Source organism: Tenggerimyces flavus (assembly GCF_016907715.1).
GTDB lineage: Bacteria > Actinomycetota > Actinomycetes > Propionibacteriales > Actinopolymorphaceae > Tenggerimyces > Tenggerimyces flavus.
Genome location: NZ_JAFBCM010000001.1, coordinates 7464667 through 7481713, shown reverse-complemented (window position 1 = coordinate 7481713; position 17047 = coordinate 7464667). Strand labels below are relative to the sequence as shown.

Annotated in this window: 16 protein-coding genes and 1 pseudogene; 7 read left to right on the top strand and 10 right to left on the bottom strand. The window is 68.6% G+C overall.

Going from position 1 to position 17047, the window contains the following annotated elements; translation table 11 throughout:
- The 3 genes and pseudogenes from JOD67_RS34810 to JOD67_RS40770 all read right to left on the bottom strand — a co-directional run.
- Entirely contained in the window at positions 1-345 is a 345-nt protein-coding gene (locus JOD67_RS34810; RefSeq protein ID WP_205121917.1) for a hypothetical protein, read from the bottom strand.
- Between the two features lie 36 nt (positions 346-381).
- Positions 382-2151, bottom strand: a complete 1770-nt coding sequence (locus JOD67_RS34805) for a DEAD/DEAH box helicase (protein ID WP_239556254.1) — start codon at positions 2149-2151, stop codon at positions 382-384.
- A 150-nt stretch (positions 2152-2301) separates the two neighbouring features.
- Positions 2302-2535, bottom strand: a pseudogene (locus tag JOD67_RS40770) (helix-hairpin-helix domain-containing protein); the annotation flags it as partial.
- A gap of 572 nt (positions 2536-3107) precedes the next feature.
- On the opposite strand from JOD67_RS40770, the gene JOD67_RS34800 reads away from it, so the two are divergent.
- A complete protein-coding gene (locus JOD67_RS34800) occupies positions 3108-5579 on the top strand; it encodes a DUF4091 domain-containing protein (RefSeq protein ID WP_205121916.1) in 2472 nt (823 codons plus the stop codon).
- 4 nt (positions 5580-5583) lie between these two features.
- Here the strand turns inward: JOD67_RS34800 and JOD67_RS34795 are convergent, their stop codons facing one another.
- From JOD67_RS34795 to JOD67_RS34785, 3 genes are read right to left on the bottom strand one after another with little or no spacing between them, the layout of a single operon-like run.
- The gene (locus JOD67_RS34795) at positions 5584-6207 is read right to left on the bottom strand and encodes an MBL fold metallo-hydrolase (RefSeq protein ID WP_205121915.1); all 624 of its coding nucleotides are present in this window, start codon (positions 6205-6207) and stop codon (positions 5584-5586) included.
- Positions 6204-7289, bottom strand: a complete 1086-nt coding sequence (locus JOD67_RS34790) for an S-(hydroxymethyl)mycothiol dehydrogenase (protein ID WP_205121914.1) — start codon at positions 7287-7289, stop codon at positions 6204-6206. The genes JOD67_RS34795 and JOD67_RS34790 overlap by 4 nt, the downstream gene beginning before the upstream one ends.
- 40 nt (positions 7290-7329) lie before the next feature.
- Complete coding sequence (locus JOD67_RS34785) at positions 7330-8952, bottom strand: MDR family MFS transporter (RefSeq protein WP_205121913.1); 1623 nt, start codon at positions 8950-8952, stop codon at positions 7330-7332.
- A 310-nt stretch (positions 8953-9262) separates the two neighbouring features.
- Here JOD67_RS34785 and JOD67_RS34780 point away from each other — a divergent pair, with 310 nt between their 5' ends.
- The 6 genes from JOD67_RS34780 (at position 9263) to JOD67_RS40765 (ending at position 13586) form a co-directional block, all read left to right on the top strand.
- Positions 9263-10003, top strand: coding sequence for a hypothetical protein (locus JOD67_RS34780; RefSeq protein WP_205121912.1), 741 nt, complete (start codon positions 9263-9265; stop codon positions 10001-10003).
- 65 nt (positions 10004-10068) lie between these two features.
- A complete protein-coding gene (locus JOD67_RS34775; RefSeq protein ID WP_205121911.1) occupies positions 10069-10848 on the top strand; it encodes an enoyl-CoA hydratase/isomerase family protein in 780 nt (259 codons plus the stop codon).
- A 1-nt stretch (position 10849) separates the two neighbouring features.
- On the top strand, positions 10850-11812 hold the full coding sequence (locus JOD67_RS34770; RefSeq protein ID WP_205121910.1) for a class I SAM-dependent methyltransferase: 963 nt from the start codon (positions 10850-10852) through the stop codon (positions 11810-11812).
- Positions 11813-12031: 219 nt separating this feature from the next.
- Positions 12032-12232: a cold-shock protein gene (locus JOD67_RS34765; RefSeq protein WP_205121909.1), complete on the top strand. Its 201-nt coding sequence runs from the start codon at positions 12032-12034 to the stop codon at positions 12230-12232.
- 75 nt (positions 12233-12307) lie between these two features.
- Positions 12308-13030 carry an acyltransferase gene (locus JOD67_RS34760; RefSeq protein WP_205121908.1) on the top strand — a complete coding sequence of 241 codons (723 nt, stop codon included), beginning with the start codon at positions 12308-12310 and terminating at the stop codon, positions 13028-13030.
- A gap of 49 nt (positions 13031-13079) precedes the next feature.
- The gene (locus JOD67_RS40765; protein ID WP_239554192.1) at positions 13080-13586 is read left to right on the top strand and encodes a hypothetical protein; all 507 of its coding nucleotides are present in this window, start codon (positions 13080-13082) and stop codon (positions 13584-13586) included.
- Here JOD67_RS40765 and JOD67_RS34750 read toward each other — a convergent pair.
- The 4 genes from JOD67_RS34750 to JOD67_RS34735 form a co-directional block, all read right to left on the bottom strand.
- Positions 13573-14277, bottom strand: a complete 705-nt coding sequence (locus JOD67_RS34750; protein ID WP_205121907.1) for a class I SAM-dependent methyltransferase — start codon at positions 14275-14277, stop codon at positions 13573-13575. The genes JOD67_RS40765 and JOD67_RS34750 overlap by 14 nt on opposite strands.
- Before the next feature lie 159 nt (positions 14278-14436).
- Positions 14437-15387, bottom strand: a complete 951-nt coding sequence (locus JOD67_RS34745) for an alpha/beta fold hydrolase (protein WP_205121906.1) — start codon at positions 15385-15387, stop codon at positions 14437-14439.
- Positions 15388-15435: 48 nt separating this feature from the next.
- Positions 15436-16644 carry an RNA polymerase sigma factor gene (locus tag JOD67_RS34740; protein ID WP_205121905.1) on the bottom strand — a complete coding sequence of 403 codons (1209 nt, stop codon included), beginning with the start codon at positions 16642-16644 and terminating at the stop codon, positions 15436-15438.
- Positions 16641-17003 carry a YciI family protein gene (locus tag JOD67_RS34735; RefSeq protein WP_205121904.1) on the bottom strand — a complete coding sequence of 121 codons (363 nt, stop codon included), beginning with the start codon at positions 17001-17003 and terminating at the stop codon, positions 16641-16643. The genes JOD67_RS34740 and JOD67_RS34735 overlap by 4 nt, the downstream gene beginning before the upstream one ends.
- Positions 17004-17047 lie beyond the last annotated feature (44 nt).

Here is a 17047-nt window from a genome sequence, read left to right as displayed (position 1 = left end):
TCACACCGCGGTCGCGGAAACGAAGGCATGAGCCTCGCGGAGGAACCCCTCGCACTGCTTCCCGGTCTTGGGCTCGAGCGCGACCCACTCCTTCATCGGCCGCCCACTCCCCGGATCGAACCGCACGCCCTCCCCGGCCTCGACGAGCTCGTCCACCCGTTCGCGGGGGAGCTTGACGACGAAGTGCTCGCTGGAGAGTGAGGCGAAGAACTTCGTCCCGACCTTGAGCCCGTCCGACCCGAACATCTTCGCCCTCGCCACTCCTTCCGTAGCCGCCGCGAACTCGTCAGCTGCCTGGGAGTATCCGTCGGCGTTCAGGTCACTGTCTCGATCTCCAGAGGCCACGGAGGTCATCGTAACCGCGGGGCACCCCGAGGATGCTCAACGAGTGGCGTGATCTGGCGCTTCAGGCCGCGCGTCGTCGCCATGTTCGTCGATCCCTAGGCGGTGCTGCTCGGCGATGATGATCCGACGCCCCCTCGAGATGGAGGGATCATCAAGATCAGCAGGCCGATGGAGGGACCCATCCACGGCTCGGGTGTCCGCGTCCTTGGCGTCGCTCTTCCGTGCGTACTCGTCGAAGAGAAGCCGCTTCTGCTCCTGCACTTCGATCATGCGGTCGTCGACGCTCTCCTTCGCCAGTATCCGGTGGACCTGTACCTTGCGGATCTGGCCCATTCGATACGCGCGCGCGATGGCCTGGTCCTCGGTGCTCGGCTTCCATTGCGGTTCGGCGAGAACGACCACCGAAGCAGCCTGAATGTTGAGTCCGACGCCGCCGGCCTCGATCTGGCTCAGCATGACGGACGGTTCACGATCATGAGTGTAGGCATCGACGAGTTGCTGGCGCGTGGCAGGCGGAACCGAGCCAGTCAGGACACCCGCGACGGCTGAACCTAGCCTGCTGTGGATCGTGTCCAGGACGCCGAGGAAATAGGAGAAGACGACGACCTTCAAACCGTCCTCCAACGCCTCCTCGACGATCTCCGTCAGACGTTCCAGTTTCGCCGAGTCTGCGGAGACGTACGCGGCTTGGCGCATCGCCATGAGGTTTCGGCGGACGACCGCTTGACGGTATTCGACTTCGTCGGCGCGAGTGAGCTGGACCCAGTCCTCGACCTCGATCTTGTCGGGAAGCTCGGTGAGGACGTCTTCCTGGTTGCGACGGAGGTAGACGGGAGCGACTGCTCTACGAAACGCCTTGGCGCCGGCAACCCCATCGCTGGGATCGATGCGAGCGGCGACTCTCGGCTGGAGATACCCGACCAGGTTTCGGAACTCCTCAACCCGGTTCTCCATCGGCGTCCCGGTGAGAAAAAGCGTACGTTGCGCGCGATCACTGACAGCCTTGACACGCTGGGATCGCTTGGCGTCGGGATTCTTCGCATAGTGGGCCTCGTCGACCACGAGCATGGCGATGTCCGCATCGGCGATGCATCGAAGACTCCCGAGAGTGGTGAACGTGGTCACCGCGACCCCACCCTGCCGAAGCCATCGCCGACCAGTCGCCTCGCGGTCCCGCCCGTGGAGGCTGTACGCGGTGAGCTGGGTGTGCCGCTCGATTTCCTTCAGCCAGTTCATCTGTACGCTGGCCGGGCATACCACCATGAATCGACGCTGTCCCCGAGCGGCCATGTGCGCGAACACTGCGAGAGCTTCCACAGTCTTGCCCAGGCCCATCTCGTCACCGAGGATCGAGCGTTCCTGATGCACCGCGTACTGGGCGCCGAAGACCTGATAGTTGCGGAGCGTGGCCCGCATGAGGCTGGTATCGAGAGGTACGGCGGTGATCTTCTGCCGCAGCTCGGGGTCGATGAATCCCTGTGAGGCTTCCAGATCGTCGGTTTCGCCCGCTCCACCGACAGTGGACAGGAGCGAGTTGAACGACGCTGCGTCTACCTCGTAGTCGTACCAAAGCTGGTCAGGTGCATACGATCCAGGATCGACGGCAGATGGCACCTGGTCCAAGGCGTCGGAGATCGCGACGACGCGTGGGTCGGCAAGGATCCTGTCGAGCTGGGCCAGCGCGTCCAGAGCCGAACGCTTCTTCCCTCGGCCAGCCCAGAACAGGTTCCATTTGCTCGTTGCCCGTTCGGCCTCTGGGACGAGTGGCTGAGTCTGGGTGACGAACCGTTCGAGGGGCTCGCGCAACGTTGAAGCAGCGGAGTCCGCCGCCCGGACCGCTGCCAGAGTCGCGAGCAGCTGAGTGTGACTCGCGGTACGACGGTCCGGGTCGATCCGGACCCTGGTCTCCTTCGCGACCTTGGCCGCGAGTACCCGCGCGGCATGGCTGACCTGCTCAGCGGTCGTGGGACCGACTCCGGGAACCTCGCTGAGCCGATGCGGTCGTGCTTTGCGTACGTCCGCGACTGTCCTGAAGCCATGTCGTTCCAGGTGGCCGATCCGTGCTCTCAGGCCAGCAAGGCCGCGGAGGTCAGAGACTGGCCGGTCTCGAAGCCGTGCCTCGACCTGCTCGGCGGTGAGCTGCTTGACCTGCTGACGTGCCTGGCCACGGAGGACCTCCGGCGCGGCCATGACCCAAGTAGCTCGCTCGGCGAGCAGTCGCACTCTGTCGACGATCCCGCGAGCAGCTCTGCCTACCCTGAGTTTTGCCGCCGCCCGAGCAGCAGAAGCTGGATCGCTCACCCGTACCCCTGGCTTCGCTAAGGTCTTCAGCCTTCTGGAACCGCCAAATCGAACCAGTCGAGTGGACTCGAGCTGGTAGTTGGCATCTCCTGCGAGAGTACTGCGAACCCATGATCCACTTGGCCGAATTGCGAACTGCCGTCGTCGCCGTCGTCCACCTGTGCTCCAAGAAGGTGCATGCTGTTCAGCCGGCGGACTAACAGGACGTGCGTCCGCGAGATGCCTCCTCCATGTCACCGCTGCCGAGGTCCGCGGCCCGCCCCGCTCCAAGCACCCCAGCAGCGATTGATGTCCGAAACCTGATTTCGGAACCTTTCAGATCTGAATTGACGGATCCGCTGCTGTCGACATGTGGCCACGTCCGTTAGCTGTACAACGTTGACATGGGTACGTCGGAGCGATGAAGCTGCAAGACGAGAGGGTCGGGAACTGTGCTTTAGGACATCGCTCTTGGAGGACTTGTGTCGCGTCTGGGGCTCGGTCGGATCGTTCTACTCCTCGTCACAGCGCTGGTCGCCGCCGTGTTGGCTCCTGCGGCGGTCGCCGTCGCTAGTGAGGATGTGGTGCTGGCGGATTTCGAGGCGGCCGATGCGCTGAAGGGGGCGACGTTTCCCGCTCCCGACCTCGACAAGGCGACGCGGACGCGGGACTTCGCCATTGAGGGGCAGGCCGGGATGCTCATGTCCGCCGGGTCGTTCCTCACCAAGGCGGGCTCGGTCTTCCCGCGCGTCTGGCTGAACGTCGGCTCCACCATCCCCGACGTCGACTGGCGCCAGCGCACCTATCTCCACGTCAGCGCCGCCAATGGGTCGGTCGAGCGCGCGCGGATCTATGTCGTGGTCTGGGACGAGAACGAGAAGTACCTGCTGCGCTCGGCGTTCGCCGACCCGTACGGCTACCTCGTCTTCCAGATCAAGGTCTCCGACATCGCCGCGGCCGGCGTCGACCTGAGCAAGCTGACCAAGATCCAGATCAGCACCGAACGTTCCCCCAACCCCAAGCAGGTCTACGTCGACGACATTCGGCTGACCGACCAGCCGGCCGACGTTCCCGCGGAGCAGGCCAAAGCCACTCCGAAGCTGATCGCGGCGATGGCCCTGCCCAAGGCCATCGCCGACGCGACCAACGAGTTGGACAAAGTACGGGCACGTATCAAGCCCACACCAGCGGACCCGGACGTCGCGCTCCGCGAGCAGACGAGCGAGATCGAGAAGCGGCTCGACGGGTACGCGGCGGAGCTCGGCGGCCTCGACGACCTGACCGAGGCGCGCGCGATCTGGCAGGCGATCGGCAACGAGCGTTGGCGAATCAAGCGCCTGGCCAGTCTCGTCGACGCACGCGTCGCGCGCCCGGTCAGCCCCGTCGGGCTGGGTTTCGCCGACTCCATGACCCGCGTCTACCCGCGCGACCTCCCGTGCGACTGCTCGTTCGCGCCGCCCGTGCTGGACGTCGTGAGAGGCGAGTACGAGAGCACCCAGCTCGTCGCGCTCCCGTACGGCACGGCGCTCACCAACGCCAGCGTCCAAGCCACCATCGCGGGCAGGCCAACCGACAAGGTCACCGTCGAGGCGCATCCCGTGTACGCGATCAACATGGTGCCGCCCGTCGAGCAGAAGCCCGCCAACCCCACCGCCTACCGCCCGAGCATCTACGAGGGCTGGACCCCCGACCCGATCCAGACCGCGCGCGACAACGTCACCACAGCGAACGGCGACCTGCAGGCGTTCTGGGTGACAGTCCGCACGGAGCAGGGCACCAGGCCCGGGCTCTACCCCGTCGAGCTCACCTTCCGAGCGGACGGCATCGCCCCGCAGCGAGCAGCGCTGCGCGTTCGCGTCTATGACGTCGCGATCGAGCCGGAGCCGAAGCTGCGCACCGCCGTCGGCCACGACCCGCTCGCTTACGCCGGACCGTACGGCGTTACCGATCCCACCGAGGCCGCCAAGCTCATCGCGCAGGAGTACAGGTTCCTCGGCGAGTACGGGATCCAGGGCGACAACATCTACCGCAGCATCTACGAGCAGACGCCGCCGTCCGTCGAGAGCCTGCGCAAGATCGACGAAGAAGGCGGCGGCCTGCGCCAGTTCAACATCTGGTACTTCGACCCCCGGCTCCTCGACCCGGCGAAGCCCGACACCTGGGCGGCCAAGGCGGACGAGCTGTTCGACCGGATCCAGCCGTACGTCGACCAGTACCGCGCCGCGGGCTTCATCGACAAGGCGTACCTCTACTGCTGCGACGAGACCGGCGCCGCGCACACCGAGGTGATCCGTTTCGTCCTTACCAGGTTCAAGGAACGGTTCCCCGACATAGAGGTGCTCACCACCGCGATCGACAACAGCATGGGTGCCGGCAACGGCCTCGGCGAGCTCATCGACTGGTGGGTGCGTGACGTTCCCTGGTACGACCCCAAGGTGATCGCGGACCGCCATGCCGCGGGCCGCGAGGCGTGGTGGTATCTCCATGTGGGCAACGCGAATCCGATCCCGAACGTGTTCGTCAACTACGACCCGGGACAGCTGCGGACGATGCTCGGCCCGATGTCGTTCCAGTCCGGCGTCGACGGGTTCCTCTACTACCGAGTCGACCGCTGGTACGGCAAACCCGTCGTCGACGCCGGACCGCTGAGCACATGGGAGCCGCGTACGTTCGGCAACTACTCCGGCGACGGCTCGCTGCTCTACCCCGGGCCGGACGGGCCGATCCCGTCGATCCGCCTGGAGAACCTGCGCGACGGCCTGGAGGACTACAACCTGCTCGCCGCCCTCCGTACCGCGGTCGAGAACGCCCCGCCGGGCACGGACCTCACCCGCGCGAAGCACCTCCTGGCGGCGACGGACGTGGTGAAGGACAGCTACGAGTACGCCCGCGACCCCGCCAAGTACCGTGCATGGCGCAACGACCTGATCGCCGCCACCGCGGCGCTCACCTGAGGTCCTAGGAGCCGCGGGCGATCCAGTCGTCCAACGACGGAGACTCCTTGGCCACGGTGGTGGTGTCGCCGTGGCCGGGGTGGATCACCGTGTCGGGTGGCAGGGTGAAGAGGACGTCGCGGATCGAGGCGATGATGGTGTCGAAGCTGGAGAACGACCGGCCGGTCGCCCCCGGCCCGCCGGGGAACAGGGTGTCGCCCGGGAAGGCTGCAGACAACGAGGGGGCGTGCAGGGTGGTGCTCCCGGGGCTGTGGCCGGGAGAGTGCAACGCCCGGAGCTCGATGCCGCCCACTTCGAAGATCTGGCCGTCCGACAGCTCCCCGTCCGGCGCCTCGGACGGATAGACCTCGTCCCACAGCATCCGGTCGGATGGGTGCAACCACACCGGGGCGTGCACCGTGGCGGCCAGCGCGCGGGCGGCGCTGATGTGGTCGTTGTGCCCGTGGGTGCAGACGATCGCCCGTACCGAACGGGACCCGATCGCAGCAACGATTGGCGCAGCGGAGTGCGCCGCGTCGATCACCAGCACCTCGTGCGCGTCACCCACCAGCCAGACGTTGTTGTCGACGTCCCACGTCCCGCCGTCCAACGAGAACGTTCCCGACGTCACGACCCGTTCGATGCTCACAGGACCACCACGGAACGCAGCACCTTGCCCTCGTGCATTTTCGTGAACGCGGCCTCCACGTCGCCGATCCCGATCTCCTCCGACACGAACGCGTCCAGCGGCAGTCGGCCCTGGTGGAAAAGGTCAACGAGCATGGGGAAATCGCGCGACGGCAGGCAGTCGCCGTACCACGACGACTTCAGCGACCCACCGCGCCCGAACACGTCCAGCAACGGCAGCTCGAGCTTCATCTCCGGCGTCGGAACGCCCACCAGCACGACGGTTCCGGCCAGGTCGCGTGCATAGAAGGCCTGCCGGTACGTCTCCGGCAACCCGATCGCCTCGATCGCCACGTCGACGCCGAAGCCGCCGGTCAGCTCCTGGATCCGGGCGACCGCGTCCTCCGACGAGCCGTTGATCGTGTGCGTCGCCCCGAACGACCGAGCCCACTCCAGCTTGCGGTCGTCCAGATCGACCCCGATCACCGTGGTCGCGCCGCCGAGCCGAGCACCCGCGATCGCCGCGTTCCCCACGCCCCCGCAGCCGAAGACCGCCACCGAGTCGCCGCGGCCCACCGAGCCGGTGTTCAACGCGGCGCCGATCCCGGCCATGATCCCGCAGCCCAACAACCCAGCCACCGCGGCGGGTGTCGACGGGTCCACCTTCGTACATTGCCCGGCCGCGACCAGCGTCTTCTCGGCGAACGCGCCGATCCCCAACGCCGGCGACAGTTCGGTGCCGTCGGTCAGCGTCATCTTCTGCGTCGCGTTGTGCGTCGAGAAGCAGTACCAGGGCTTGCCGCGGAGGCACGCTCGGCACTGCCCGCAGACGGCACGCCAGTTGAGGATGACGAAGTCGCCCGGCGCAACGTCGGTGACATCCGGTCCCACCGACTCCACGACACCCGCGGCCTCGTGCCCGAGCAGGTACGGGTAGTCGTCGCCGATCCCGCCCAGCTTGTAGTGCAGGTCGGTGTGGCACACGCCGCACGCCTGGACGCGGACCAGCGCCTCGCCGGGCCCTGGATCGGGCACCAGGATGGTCTCGAGACTGACCGGTTCACCCTTCGCGCGCGAAACGACAGCGCGTACCTCGTTCGCCATGCCTCCTGATCCTGGCAGCATCGAGGCCAACGCGAAAGCCTCAGACGCCCGCGCGTCCCACGGCCTCGATCGCTTCGGCCTCCGACTCGACGACGGCGTCCGATTGGCTGCTGCGCAAGGGGATTTCCCGAATCCCCAGCACCGCGACGAACGCGATCAGAGCCAGCGGAACGATGACCAGGTAGATCGAGTCGAGCCCCATCGAGAACCCATCACGTACGACCGACCGGATCGCCTCGGGCAGTAACCCGATCTCGTCCGGCGTTCCCAGCTGGTCCGACAGGGATCCGGCAGGCGGGCGGATGCCGCGCTCGGCCAGCAGCCGCGGGATCTCCGAGGAGAGCCGCGAGCTCAGGATCGCGCCGAAAACGGCCACGCCGACAGCGCCGCCCATCGAACGGAAGAACGTCGCCGAGGACGTCGCGATGCCGAGGTCGCGCCGCTCGACGGTGTTCTGCACCGCGAGGATCAGCGTCTGCATCGTGAAGCCCAGCCCCGCGCCGAACACGACCATCGCGACCGACGCGTACACCATGCTGGTCTCGGAGTGCAGCCGCGACAGCAGCAGCGCACCGAGGGCCATCAGCGGCAGCCCGATCAGCGGGAACACCTTCCACCGGCCCCACTTCGTCACCGCGCGGCCGGTCAGGAACGACACCACCAGCATCCCGACCACGAGCGGCAACGTGAGCAGCCCGGACATCGTCGGGCTCTGGCCGCGGACGACCTGCAGGTACTGCGGCAGGTAGATCATCGCGCCGAACATCGCGACGCCGACCAGGAACGAGGCGATGATCCCCGCGAGGCGGAACGTCGGCACCTGGAACAGCCGCGGCGGCAGGATCGGTTCGGCGGCCCGGCGCTCGACGAACACGGCCCCGATCAGGCTGGCCACGCTGAGCAGGCTCAGCGCCACCGTCCAGCCCGAAGCCCAGTCGAACTCGATCCCGGCGAGCGACAGCATCAGCAGCAGCGAGGTCGCCGAGGTGGTGATCAACGTCGCGCCGAGCCAGTCGATCTTCGCGGCCACGTGCACCGCCGGCACCTTGAGTGTGCGGTGCAGAACGACGGCCGCGATCGCCGCGATCGGGATGCCCACGTAGAAGCACCAGCGCCAGCCCGGCCCGTCGACGAGGAAGCCGCCGATCAGCGGGCCTGCGACCGTGGCGACGCCGAACGAGGCGCCGAGGTAGCCGGTGTAGCGGCCCCGCTCCCGCGGGCTCACGATGTCGGCCATGATCGCCTGCGACAGTGCGACGATGCCGCCGGCGCCGATGCCCTGTAGCGCGCGGGCGCCGATCAGCTGGCCCATCGACTGGGCGAGGCCGGCGAGCGCGGACGTCACGACGAAGACGCCGATCGCGTAGAACAGCAGCTTCTTGCGGCCGAACAGGTCGGAGAGCTTGCCCCACAGCGGTGTCGAGACCGTCGTGGTCAGGAGGGTGGCGCTCGCGACCCAGGCAAGCTGGTCCTGGCCGCCGAGGTCGCCGACGATCGTCGGGAGCGCCGTACCGACGACGGTCGCGGACAGGGACGAGACGAACAGGCACAGCACGAGTGCCCAGACGATCTCGAGGATCCGGCGGTGCGAGAGCGGCGGGGGCGAGGTGTCCGTGCCGGTTGGTTCTGGGAGTTCTGACCCTGGGTCCGTCGCCCGTGCCATGGAGGTCGCGACCGCCTTCCGAGAAGACATTAGTTGCCTCTAGCAACGATATGTCGGAACGCGGTTTCTGGCAACCGATTGCCCGGTTCCGGAAGGCCGTTCTGTTCAAGAACGATGTCGGTCCCGACGGCTACGGTCGCGGCATGACGAACGACGTACGCACGTTCCTCCGCCAGCATGCCCGGGCGCTCGAGGTCCGGCTAGCCGAGTTCCACCTGGACGGTGACCAGGCCCCGGCCTGGCGGCGATCGCGGCGCTGGAGGCGTACCGCAACGCCGACGGCGGCTTCGGTCACGGGCTGGAGGCCGACGTGCTGGCGCCGGAGAGCCAGCCGCTGGGCGCGGACTTCGCGTTCGGCGTCCTCGACGAGCTCGCCGCGGCGGGCTCGCCGGAGGTGCGGGCGGGCGCGGCGGAGTCCGTCGAGCGCACGCTGCCGTTCCTGGCCTCGGTGGCCGAGAACGGGGGAGTGCCGATCGTGCTGCCGTCGATCCTCGATCACCCTCGGGCCGACCACTGGAACGACCGCCCGTACCAGCCCGAGCTCAACCCCACCGCCCGCCTCGTGGGCGTCGCCCGCGCGCTGGGCGTCGAGCATCCGTGGCTGGACCAGGCGGCCTCGTTCTGCCGGCAGGCCGTCGCCGGCAAGGTCGACGCGTCTCCGTCTCGCTCCGCTCACACGGAGCCGTACGACGCCCACAACGCTCGGTGCGTGGCGCGGTTCCTCGAGACCGAGCCCGACCGCGCCTGGGCCGAGCCGGCGTATCGCACGCTCGGCGAGCAGCTGCCGAAGCTCCCTTGGTTCCAGGCGATGCCGGACGAGGGGTACGGCCTGACGCCGCTCCACTTCGCCCCGGCGCCGGACAGCCCGGCCCGGGTGTTCTTCGAGGACAAGCAGCTCGAGGCGCACCTCGACGCGCTCGCGAGCCAGCGGCAGGACGACGGTGGCTGGCCGGTGACCTGGGAGCCGCCCGGCCCGGCCTCCGTCCTCGCCTGGCGGGGCGTCTGGACCCTCGACGCCGAGCGCACGCTCCGCGCCTACGGACACAGTTGATTTAGGCGCTTCTTGCCTTGCCAGCTACGCTCGCCGCAGCCGGTCGCAGGGCAAGGAGGGTCACGGTGGGGACGGAACAGTTCGTACGGCTGGAGGTCGCCGACGGCATCGGGACGGTCCGGTTGGACCGGCCGCCGATGAACGCGTTGAACCGCGCGATCCAGGACCAGCTGCGCGACGTCGCGCTCGAGCTGCCGCAGCGGGACGACGTCGCGGCGGTGATCCTGTACGGCGGCGAGAAGGTCTTCGCCGCCGGCGCGGACATCAAGGAGATGGCGACGCTCAGCCACGCTCGGATGATCGTGCACTCGCACTTCCTGACCGACGCCGTGGAACTGCTCGCGAAGGTCCCGAAGCCGGTCGTCGCCGCGATCACCGGGTACGCGCTCGGCGGCGGCTGCGAGATCGCGCTCGCCGCGGACCGGCGGATCATCGGCGCCAGCACCAAGCTCGGCCAGCCCGAGATCAAGCTCGGCGTGATCCCCGGCGCCGGCGGCACCCAGCGGCTCGCGCGCCTGATCGGGCCCGCCAAGACGAAGGACCTCGTCTTCACCGGTCGCATGGTCGACGCCCAGGAAGCACTGCGCATCGGGCTCGTCGACGAGGTGGTCGACGACGACAAGGTCTACGAGGCCGCGCTGACGTGGGCACGCCAGTTCGTCGGCGGTCCCGCTCAGGCGCTGAGGGCCGCGAAAGCCGCGATCGACACCGGACTCGACGTCGATCTGCATACCGGCTTGGAGATCGAGCGCCAACTGTTCGCCGAGCTGTTCGCCACCGAGGACCGGACGATCGGCATGGAAGCGTTCGTCGCCAAAGCCCGACCCGAGTTCGAGGGGCGCTGACATGAACGACCCGCGCCCGCACCCCGTCGCGTCCGAAGCAGAGGTCGAGGCGGCCTGGCACGACACCAAGCTCGCGCAGGTGCTCTACCACGACTGGGAAGCACAGACGTACGACGACAAGTGGTCGATCTCGTACGACGAACGCTGCATCTCCTACGCACGCGACAGATTCGTCGCCGTCGCCGGCGAGCAGGACTGGCCGTACGGGGAGTCGCTCGAGATCGGCTGCGGTACGGGCTTCTTCACGCTCAACCTCAAGCTGGCCGGCGTCCTGGACAAGACCTACGTCACCGATCTCTCGCCAGGCATGGTCGAAGCGACCAAGCGCAACGCCGACAACCTCGGCTTCACGGTCGAGGGTCGCGTCGCCGACGCCGAGCGGCTGCCGTATGACGACGACTCGTTCGACCTCGTTATCGGGCACGCGGTCATCCACCACATCCCCGACGTCGAGAAGGCGTTCAGCGAGATGCTCCGGGTGCTGCGACCGGGCGGGCGGTTCGTGATCTGCGGAGAGCCGACGAGGTACGGCGACTTCGTCGCGCGGCGGCTGTCCCGCGCGACCTGGTGGTTGGCGACGCGGGCGGCGAAGCTGGGGCCGTTCCGGGACAAGTGGGCCCGGCCCCAGGAGGAGCTGGACGAGTCGTCCCGCGCCGCCGCGCTCGAGGCGGTCGTCGACCTGCACACGTTCGACCCGGACACGCTCGCCCGGATGGCTCGGCGGGCGGGGGCGGACGGCGTCCATACGGTCACCGAGGAGCTCACCGCGGCCTGGTTCGGCTGGCCGGTCCGGACGTTCGAACACGCGGTCAATCCGGAGCGGCTTGGGTGGAACTGGGCGATGTTCGCGTACCGCGGTTGGCAGCGGCTGTCGGCGCTGGACCGGTTCGTCCGGCCCCTCGTCCCCGACGAGCTCTACTACAACGTGTCGGTGACTGGAACGTGTCCACGGTTTCCCCGCTAGGACCGTGCTAAACCAACGAGTTCGGCCAACTGCGGCCTGTTACCGAGGCGAGGACCGTGGTAACTTCTTCGACGGTCGTTCGTCGTTTCGACAAAGACGCGCACAGCCGCAGGTTTTCGAAATGCTTGGGGTTCCGGTGCCACTGGTACCCCGTGGCGACTCGGCATCCGTGAGGTACGGGTGCTGGACCATCGTCTCCGCGAGGGGAAGTAAAGGAACATGGCGCAAGGAACCGTCAAGTGGTTCAACGCTGACAAGGGCTTCGGCTTCATCTCGGTCGATGGCGGGCAGGACGTCTTCGTCCACTACTCCGCCATCCAGTCCGACGGATACCGTTCCCTGGACGAGGATCAGCGTGTGGAGTTCGAGGTCGTGCAGGGCCCCAAGGGCCCGCAGGCTGAGAACGTTCGCAAGGTCTGAGTAAGCACTAGACGACAAGGCCCGTGAGGTACGCCTCACGGGCCTTTCGTTTACCCGCGAGTAAGCTCCGGGCGCATGGCGTTCGGACGGCCGCGGGATCCCAGGCAGGCGCGCATCTTCACGCTCGCCAGCCTGCGTTGGGTGTTCCGGCATCGTGCCTATACGCCTTATTACCTGTTGCGCTACTGGCGCTTCCTCCTGTTGCGTCTGCGCCGCCCGCAGGTGATCTGTGAGGGCTTCGTGTTCCTTGGCAAACGGGTGGAGGCGTACGCCCGTCCCGGCTACGGCAAGCTCGTGCTCGGCCGCTGGTCCCACCTCGGCGACGGCACCCGCCTGCACGCGCACGAGGGGACGCTGTGGATCGGGCCGAAGTCCGTGCTGGGTAGCAATGTGACGGTCAACTGCTACCTGGACATCGAGTTCGGCGCGGCCTCGCTCGTCGCGGACGACGTGTACGTCTGTGACTTCGACCACGTGACCAGCGACCTCGCGACGCCGATCAAGGACCAGGGCATCGTGAAGACGCCCGTACGCATCGGCCCGGACTGCTGGATCGGAACGAAGGCCGTGGTGCTCCGCGGCGCGACGATCGGCCGCGGCGTCGTGGTCGCGGCACACGCGGTAGTGCGCGGCGAGGTGCCGGACTACGCGATCGCCGCGGGGATCCCGGCGCGGGTGGTGAAGAGCAGGGTCCGTACGCACCAGGCGGAGGCCGCGCGGCGCGCGTACCTGGACGGGCTCGCGCGCGGCGCCCAGGACGCGGCGCGGCGAGCTCAGCGGGGGTCGGTCCAGGAATGAGTGGGTATGGGGCACACTGGGGTCCCGCTGTCGAGGGGAGAGGTCAGCCGTGTCGAACTCGGACGAGGTGAGGATTCCGTTGTCGGACGAGACACTCGAACGGCCGGCGACGACGGCCACGCATGCCGCCGATCGGCCGGCAGCCCCGCCCACGTTGGACGAGCAGGTCGACGAAGGCGCGCGCACGGCCGCGCCGCCCGGGCTGCCGCCGCGCCGGCCGCGGCCGCGCGAGGAGCCGCGCAAGGACTCGTCTTCGGCGGGTGGTGCGAAGGCCGCGGTGTCCAAGGTGCGCGAGGTCCTGGCGACCGCGGTGTTCACCGTCGCCGTCCTGGCCGCCCTGGTGCTCGCGCTCGGCGCGATCCTGATCGCGCTCAAGGCGAACGAGCAGAACCAGATCGTCGCGAGCATCATCGACATCGGCCAACGCGTGGTCGGGCCGTTCGACGACATCTTCCGGATGGACACCCGGATCAAGCAGGTCTTGGTGAACTGGGGGATCGGGGCCGCCGTCTACCTGATCGTCGGCCGGATCGTCGAACGGATCATCCGGCCGTAGTCGCCGCGATCAGGTCGAGGCAGTCGTCGGTCGCCTCGCCGATCTCGAAGTCGTGCACGGTGAGGCCGGTGACGAACGTGCTGAGTTCTGGTGCCCAGCCCTCGGGCGTGCTCGCGAGCTGGGCGTCGACGAGGCTGCCGTTCTTCCGTTCCCACTCCTTGATGCGCGTGCCGTGGTGGACGCCGAGGAGCTCTCGGACGTACAGGTTCTGACCCAGCAGCTCGGCGAACTCGGCGGCGGTGAGCTCGCGGGTGTGGCAGATGTTCCCGGGTGGGAACGTGAGGCGGTTCGGGGTCGCGAGCACCTGCGCCGCCGCGACACGGGCGACCTCGGAGACGAACGCATTCTGGTCCCACAGGTGCTCGATCGTCTGCAGGGACACGAGCAGGTCGAACGTGCGGTCCGCGAACGGCAGCTGGACCAGATTCCCCCGCAGGACAGCGATCTCGGGGTACGCCGATCGCACATGCGCCGCGGTGAGCGCGTCGTAGTCGAGCCCGGTGACCCGCGTTCCACCCCGCCGGAGCAGGTCCGCGCCGTATCCCTCGCCGCAGCCGGCGTCGAGCACGCGCGCGCCGCCCGCCAACCAGTGCTCGGCAACGTACTGGTAGACGACCTCGTGCCGTCTGAACCAGTAGTTCTCGTGCCCGATCCCCGGCAGCGTGCGTTCCCCGGTGAGCGGCAGCATCATGTGCCGAACGCTACCCAGGCCGCGTCTGGTAAAGATCGCCTGGCGCGCGACACCCCACATCCCGCCTGGACGCGGTGCACCTCGTCACCCATATAACCAATATGAGTTCCTCCTGCACCACGCCCAGCCGGGCGCGGGGCGCTATTTGCCAGACACGACCTACAAGCGACGGGCGATCGTGTCGAGGAGGTCGACGATCTCGGCCCAGCGCGCGGGCGAGGCCAAGTGGGCGGTGGCGACGTCGTGCACGGTGAAGCGGCTGCGGCGGGTCAGAGCGTCGGCGTCGCGGATCATCCGGGTCTGCAGGGCGAGCGGGATCAGCTGGTCGAGCGTGTGCCGGACGTACGTTCGCGGGATCCGGCCCCAGCGCGCCGGGTCGATCGCGCAGTCCGCGAGCGGCACCTCGACGGACTCGTCCGGCTGGGAGGCGTTGAGGAACGCGAGGAACTCCCCGTCCGTACTGTCGCCCGCGAGCGCCTCCTTGGCCTCGGCGAGGAACTTCGTGCCGCCGAGGCGCCAGTTGATCCGCGTCGCGCCGATCACGGCCGGGTCACCCACCGCCGCCTGGATCAGTGCGTCGCCCTTGCTCGTCGCTCCCTCTGGCGCCGCGAGGCAGTCGACGACGGTCGGCAGCTTCGAGGGGCAGAACGCCGCGTCGTACACGAGGTGGTCGATCAGATGCGGGACCGCGTTGCCGACGCGGTTCAACGTCGCGCCGCCCATGCTGCTGCCGACGACGATCACCGGACCGAGGCGCGCCACCCGCCGGATCACAGCGACCGTGGCCGCCTCGAAGTCGTCCAAGGTGACGGTGGCCATCGGCGACGACCGGACCGCGAGCGCCTCGAGATCCTGTGGTGCCTGGTACGCCGCGTCGAACTGTCCGGCGCTCGGGCCGTGTCCCGGCAGCTCGACGCCGACCGTGCGGTAGCCGCGCATCGTGAGCTCGGGATCTCCGCTGGCCGTACCGCTCGCGCCGGTCACGAACACGAACGTCGGAAGGCCGCGCCGCTTCCCGGCGGCCGAGGCCGGCGATGCGAGGGAGAGGGCCAGGCCTGCGGTCCCGGCGACGGAAGCGGTGCGGAGCAGGTGGCGTCGGGTGTGCGTCATGCCGGCCATTCCACCGGATCGTGCGCTCCGGCGGATCCGGCCGGAGAACTAGGCCGAGTCGGTCGAAAGTGAGGAGAGCCGGCGCTCGAGGAAGCGTCGGTCGGGCTCGTGCTGGGTGAGGGCGAGCGCCCGTTCGTACGCCTCCCGCGCCTCAGCGATCCGCCCCAGCTGGCGCAGCAGGTCGGCGCGTGCCGCGTGGGCGAGGTGGTACGTCGACAGCTCGCCCGACAGCGCGTCGACCAGCTCCAAACCGGCCGCCGGGCCGTCGCGCATCGCCACCGCGACGGCGCGGTTCAGCGCGACGACCGGCGACGGATCGGCCTCGGTCAGCCGGTCGTACAGCGCGACAATCCGCGGCCAGTCGGTCCGATCCTTGACGTGTTCCGCTGCGATCGCCGCCTGCAGCCCGTACGGACCGATCCGCCCCGACGCGGCCGCCCGCGCGAGTGCCTCCGCGCCCTCGGCGATGCGCGACCGGTCCCACAACGACCGGTCCTGGTCGGCCAGCAGGATCGGCGAGCCGTCGGCGGACGTCCGAGCGGACCGGCGCGAGTCCTGCAGCAGCATCAGCGCCAGCAGTTCGAAGACTTCGGGCTCCGGCAGCAGCGTCGAGAGCACGCGGCCGAGCCGGATCGCCTCGTCGGCCAGCCCGGCGCGGACCACGTCGGCGCCGGACGCGGGCGCGTACCCCTCGGTGAAGACGAGATAGACCACCCGCAGAACGGCGGCGAGCCGAGACGGGAGCTCGTCGAGGGGCGGGACCTGGTACGGAACGCGTTCGGCCCGGATCCTCGCCTTCGCCCGGACGATCCGCTGTGCGACCGTGGGCGGCGTGGTGAGGTAAGCGTGCGCGATCTCCTCAGTGGTGAGCCCGCACACCTCGCGCAACGTCATCGCCACCTGCGCGTCGGGCGGTACGACCGGGTGGCAGCAGGTGAAGACCAGCCGCAGCCGGTCGTCCTCGACGGAGTCGTCCGGCGGCGGCTCTGGATGCTCGGAGAGAAGCGCGGCGAGGTCGCCGAGCACCGCGTCGAACCGAGCCCGTCGCCGCAACCGGTCGATCGCCTTGAACCGGCCAGCCGAGACCAGCCACGCTCGCGGGTTCGCCGGAACGCCCGAGCGCGGCCACTGCGAAGCCGCCGCGACGAACGCGTCCTGCAGCGCCTCCTCCGCGAGATCGAAGTCGCCGAGCAGCCGGACGAGCGTCGCCAGCACCCGGCGCGACTCCGTCCGGTACAGCTCGTCGAGGTCGGTCACGAGTGTTCGCGGGCCAGGTCGATCACCGGGCGTACCTCGACGCTGCCGACCCGCGCGCTCGGGAGCCGGCCGGCGATCCGCACCGCCTCGTTCAGGTCGCGCGCCTCGATGAGCACGAAACCGCCGAGCTGCTCGACCGTCTCCGCGAACGGGCCGGTCGTCGCGGACAGCTTGCCGTCGCGGACGCGTACCGTCATCGCCGCGTGCACGTGCTCGAGCGCCTCGCCGAGGATCAGGTGGCCGCTGGCGCGCAGCTCCTCGTCCGACGCCGCGGTCTCCTCGATGAGCCGGTCGAGGTCGTCCTGGGGCATCGCGTTGAGCTGTTCCTCGACGCCGTAGATCAGGCAGACGTACTTCATGGCGCAAAAATATCGGGTCTCCTTGTCGATTCGGGCCGTCGCGG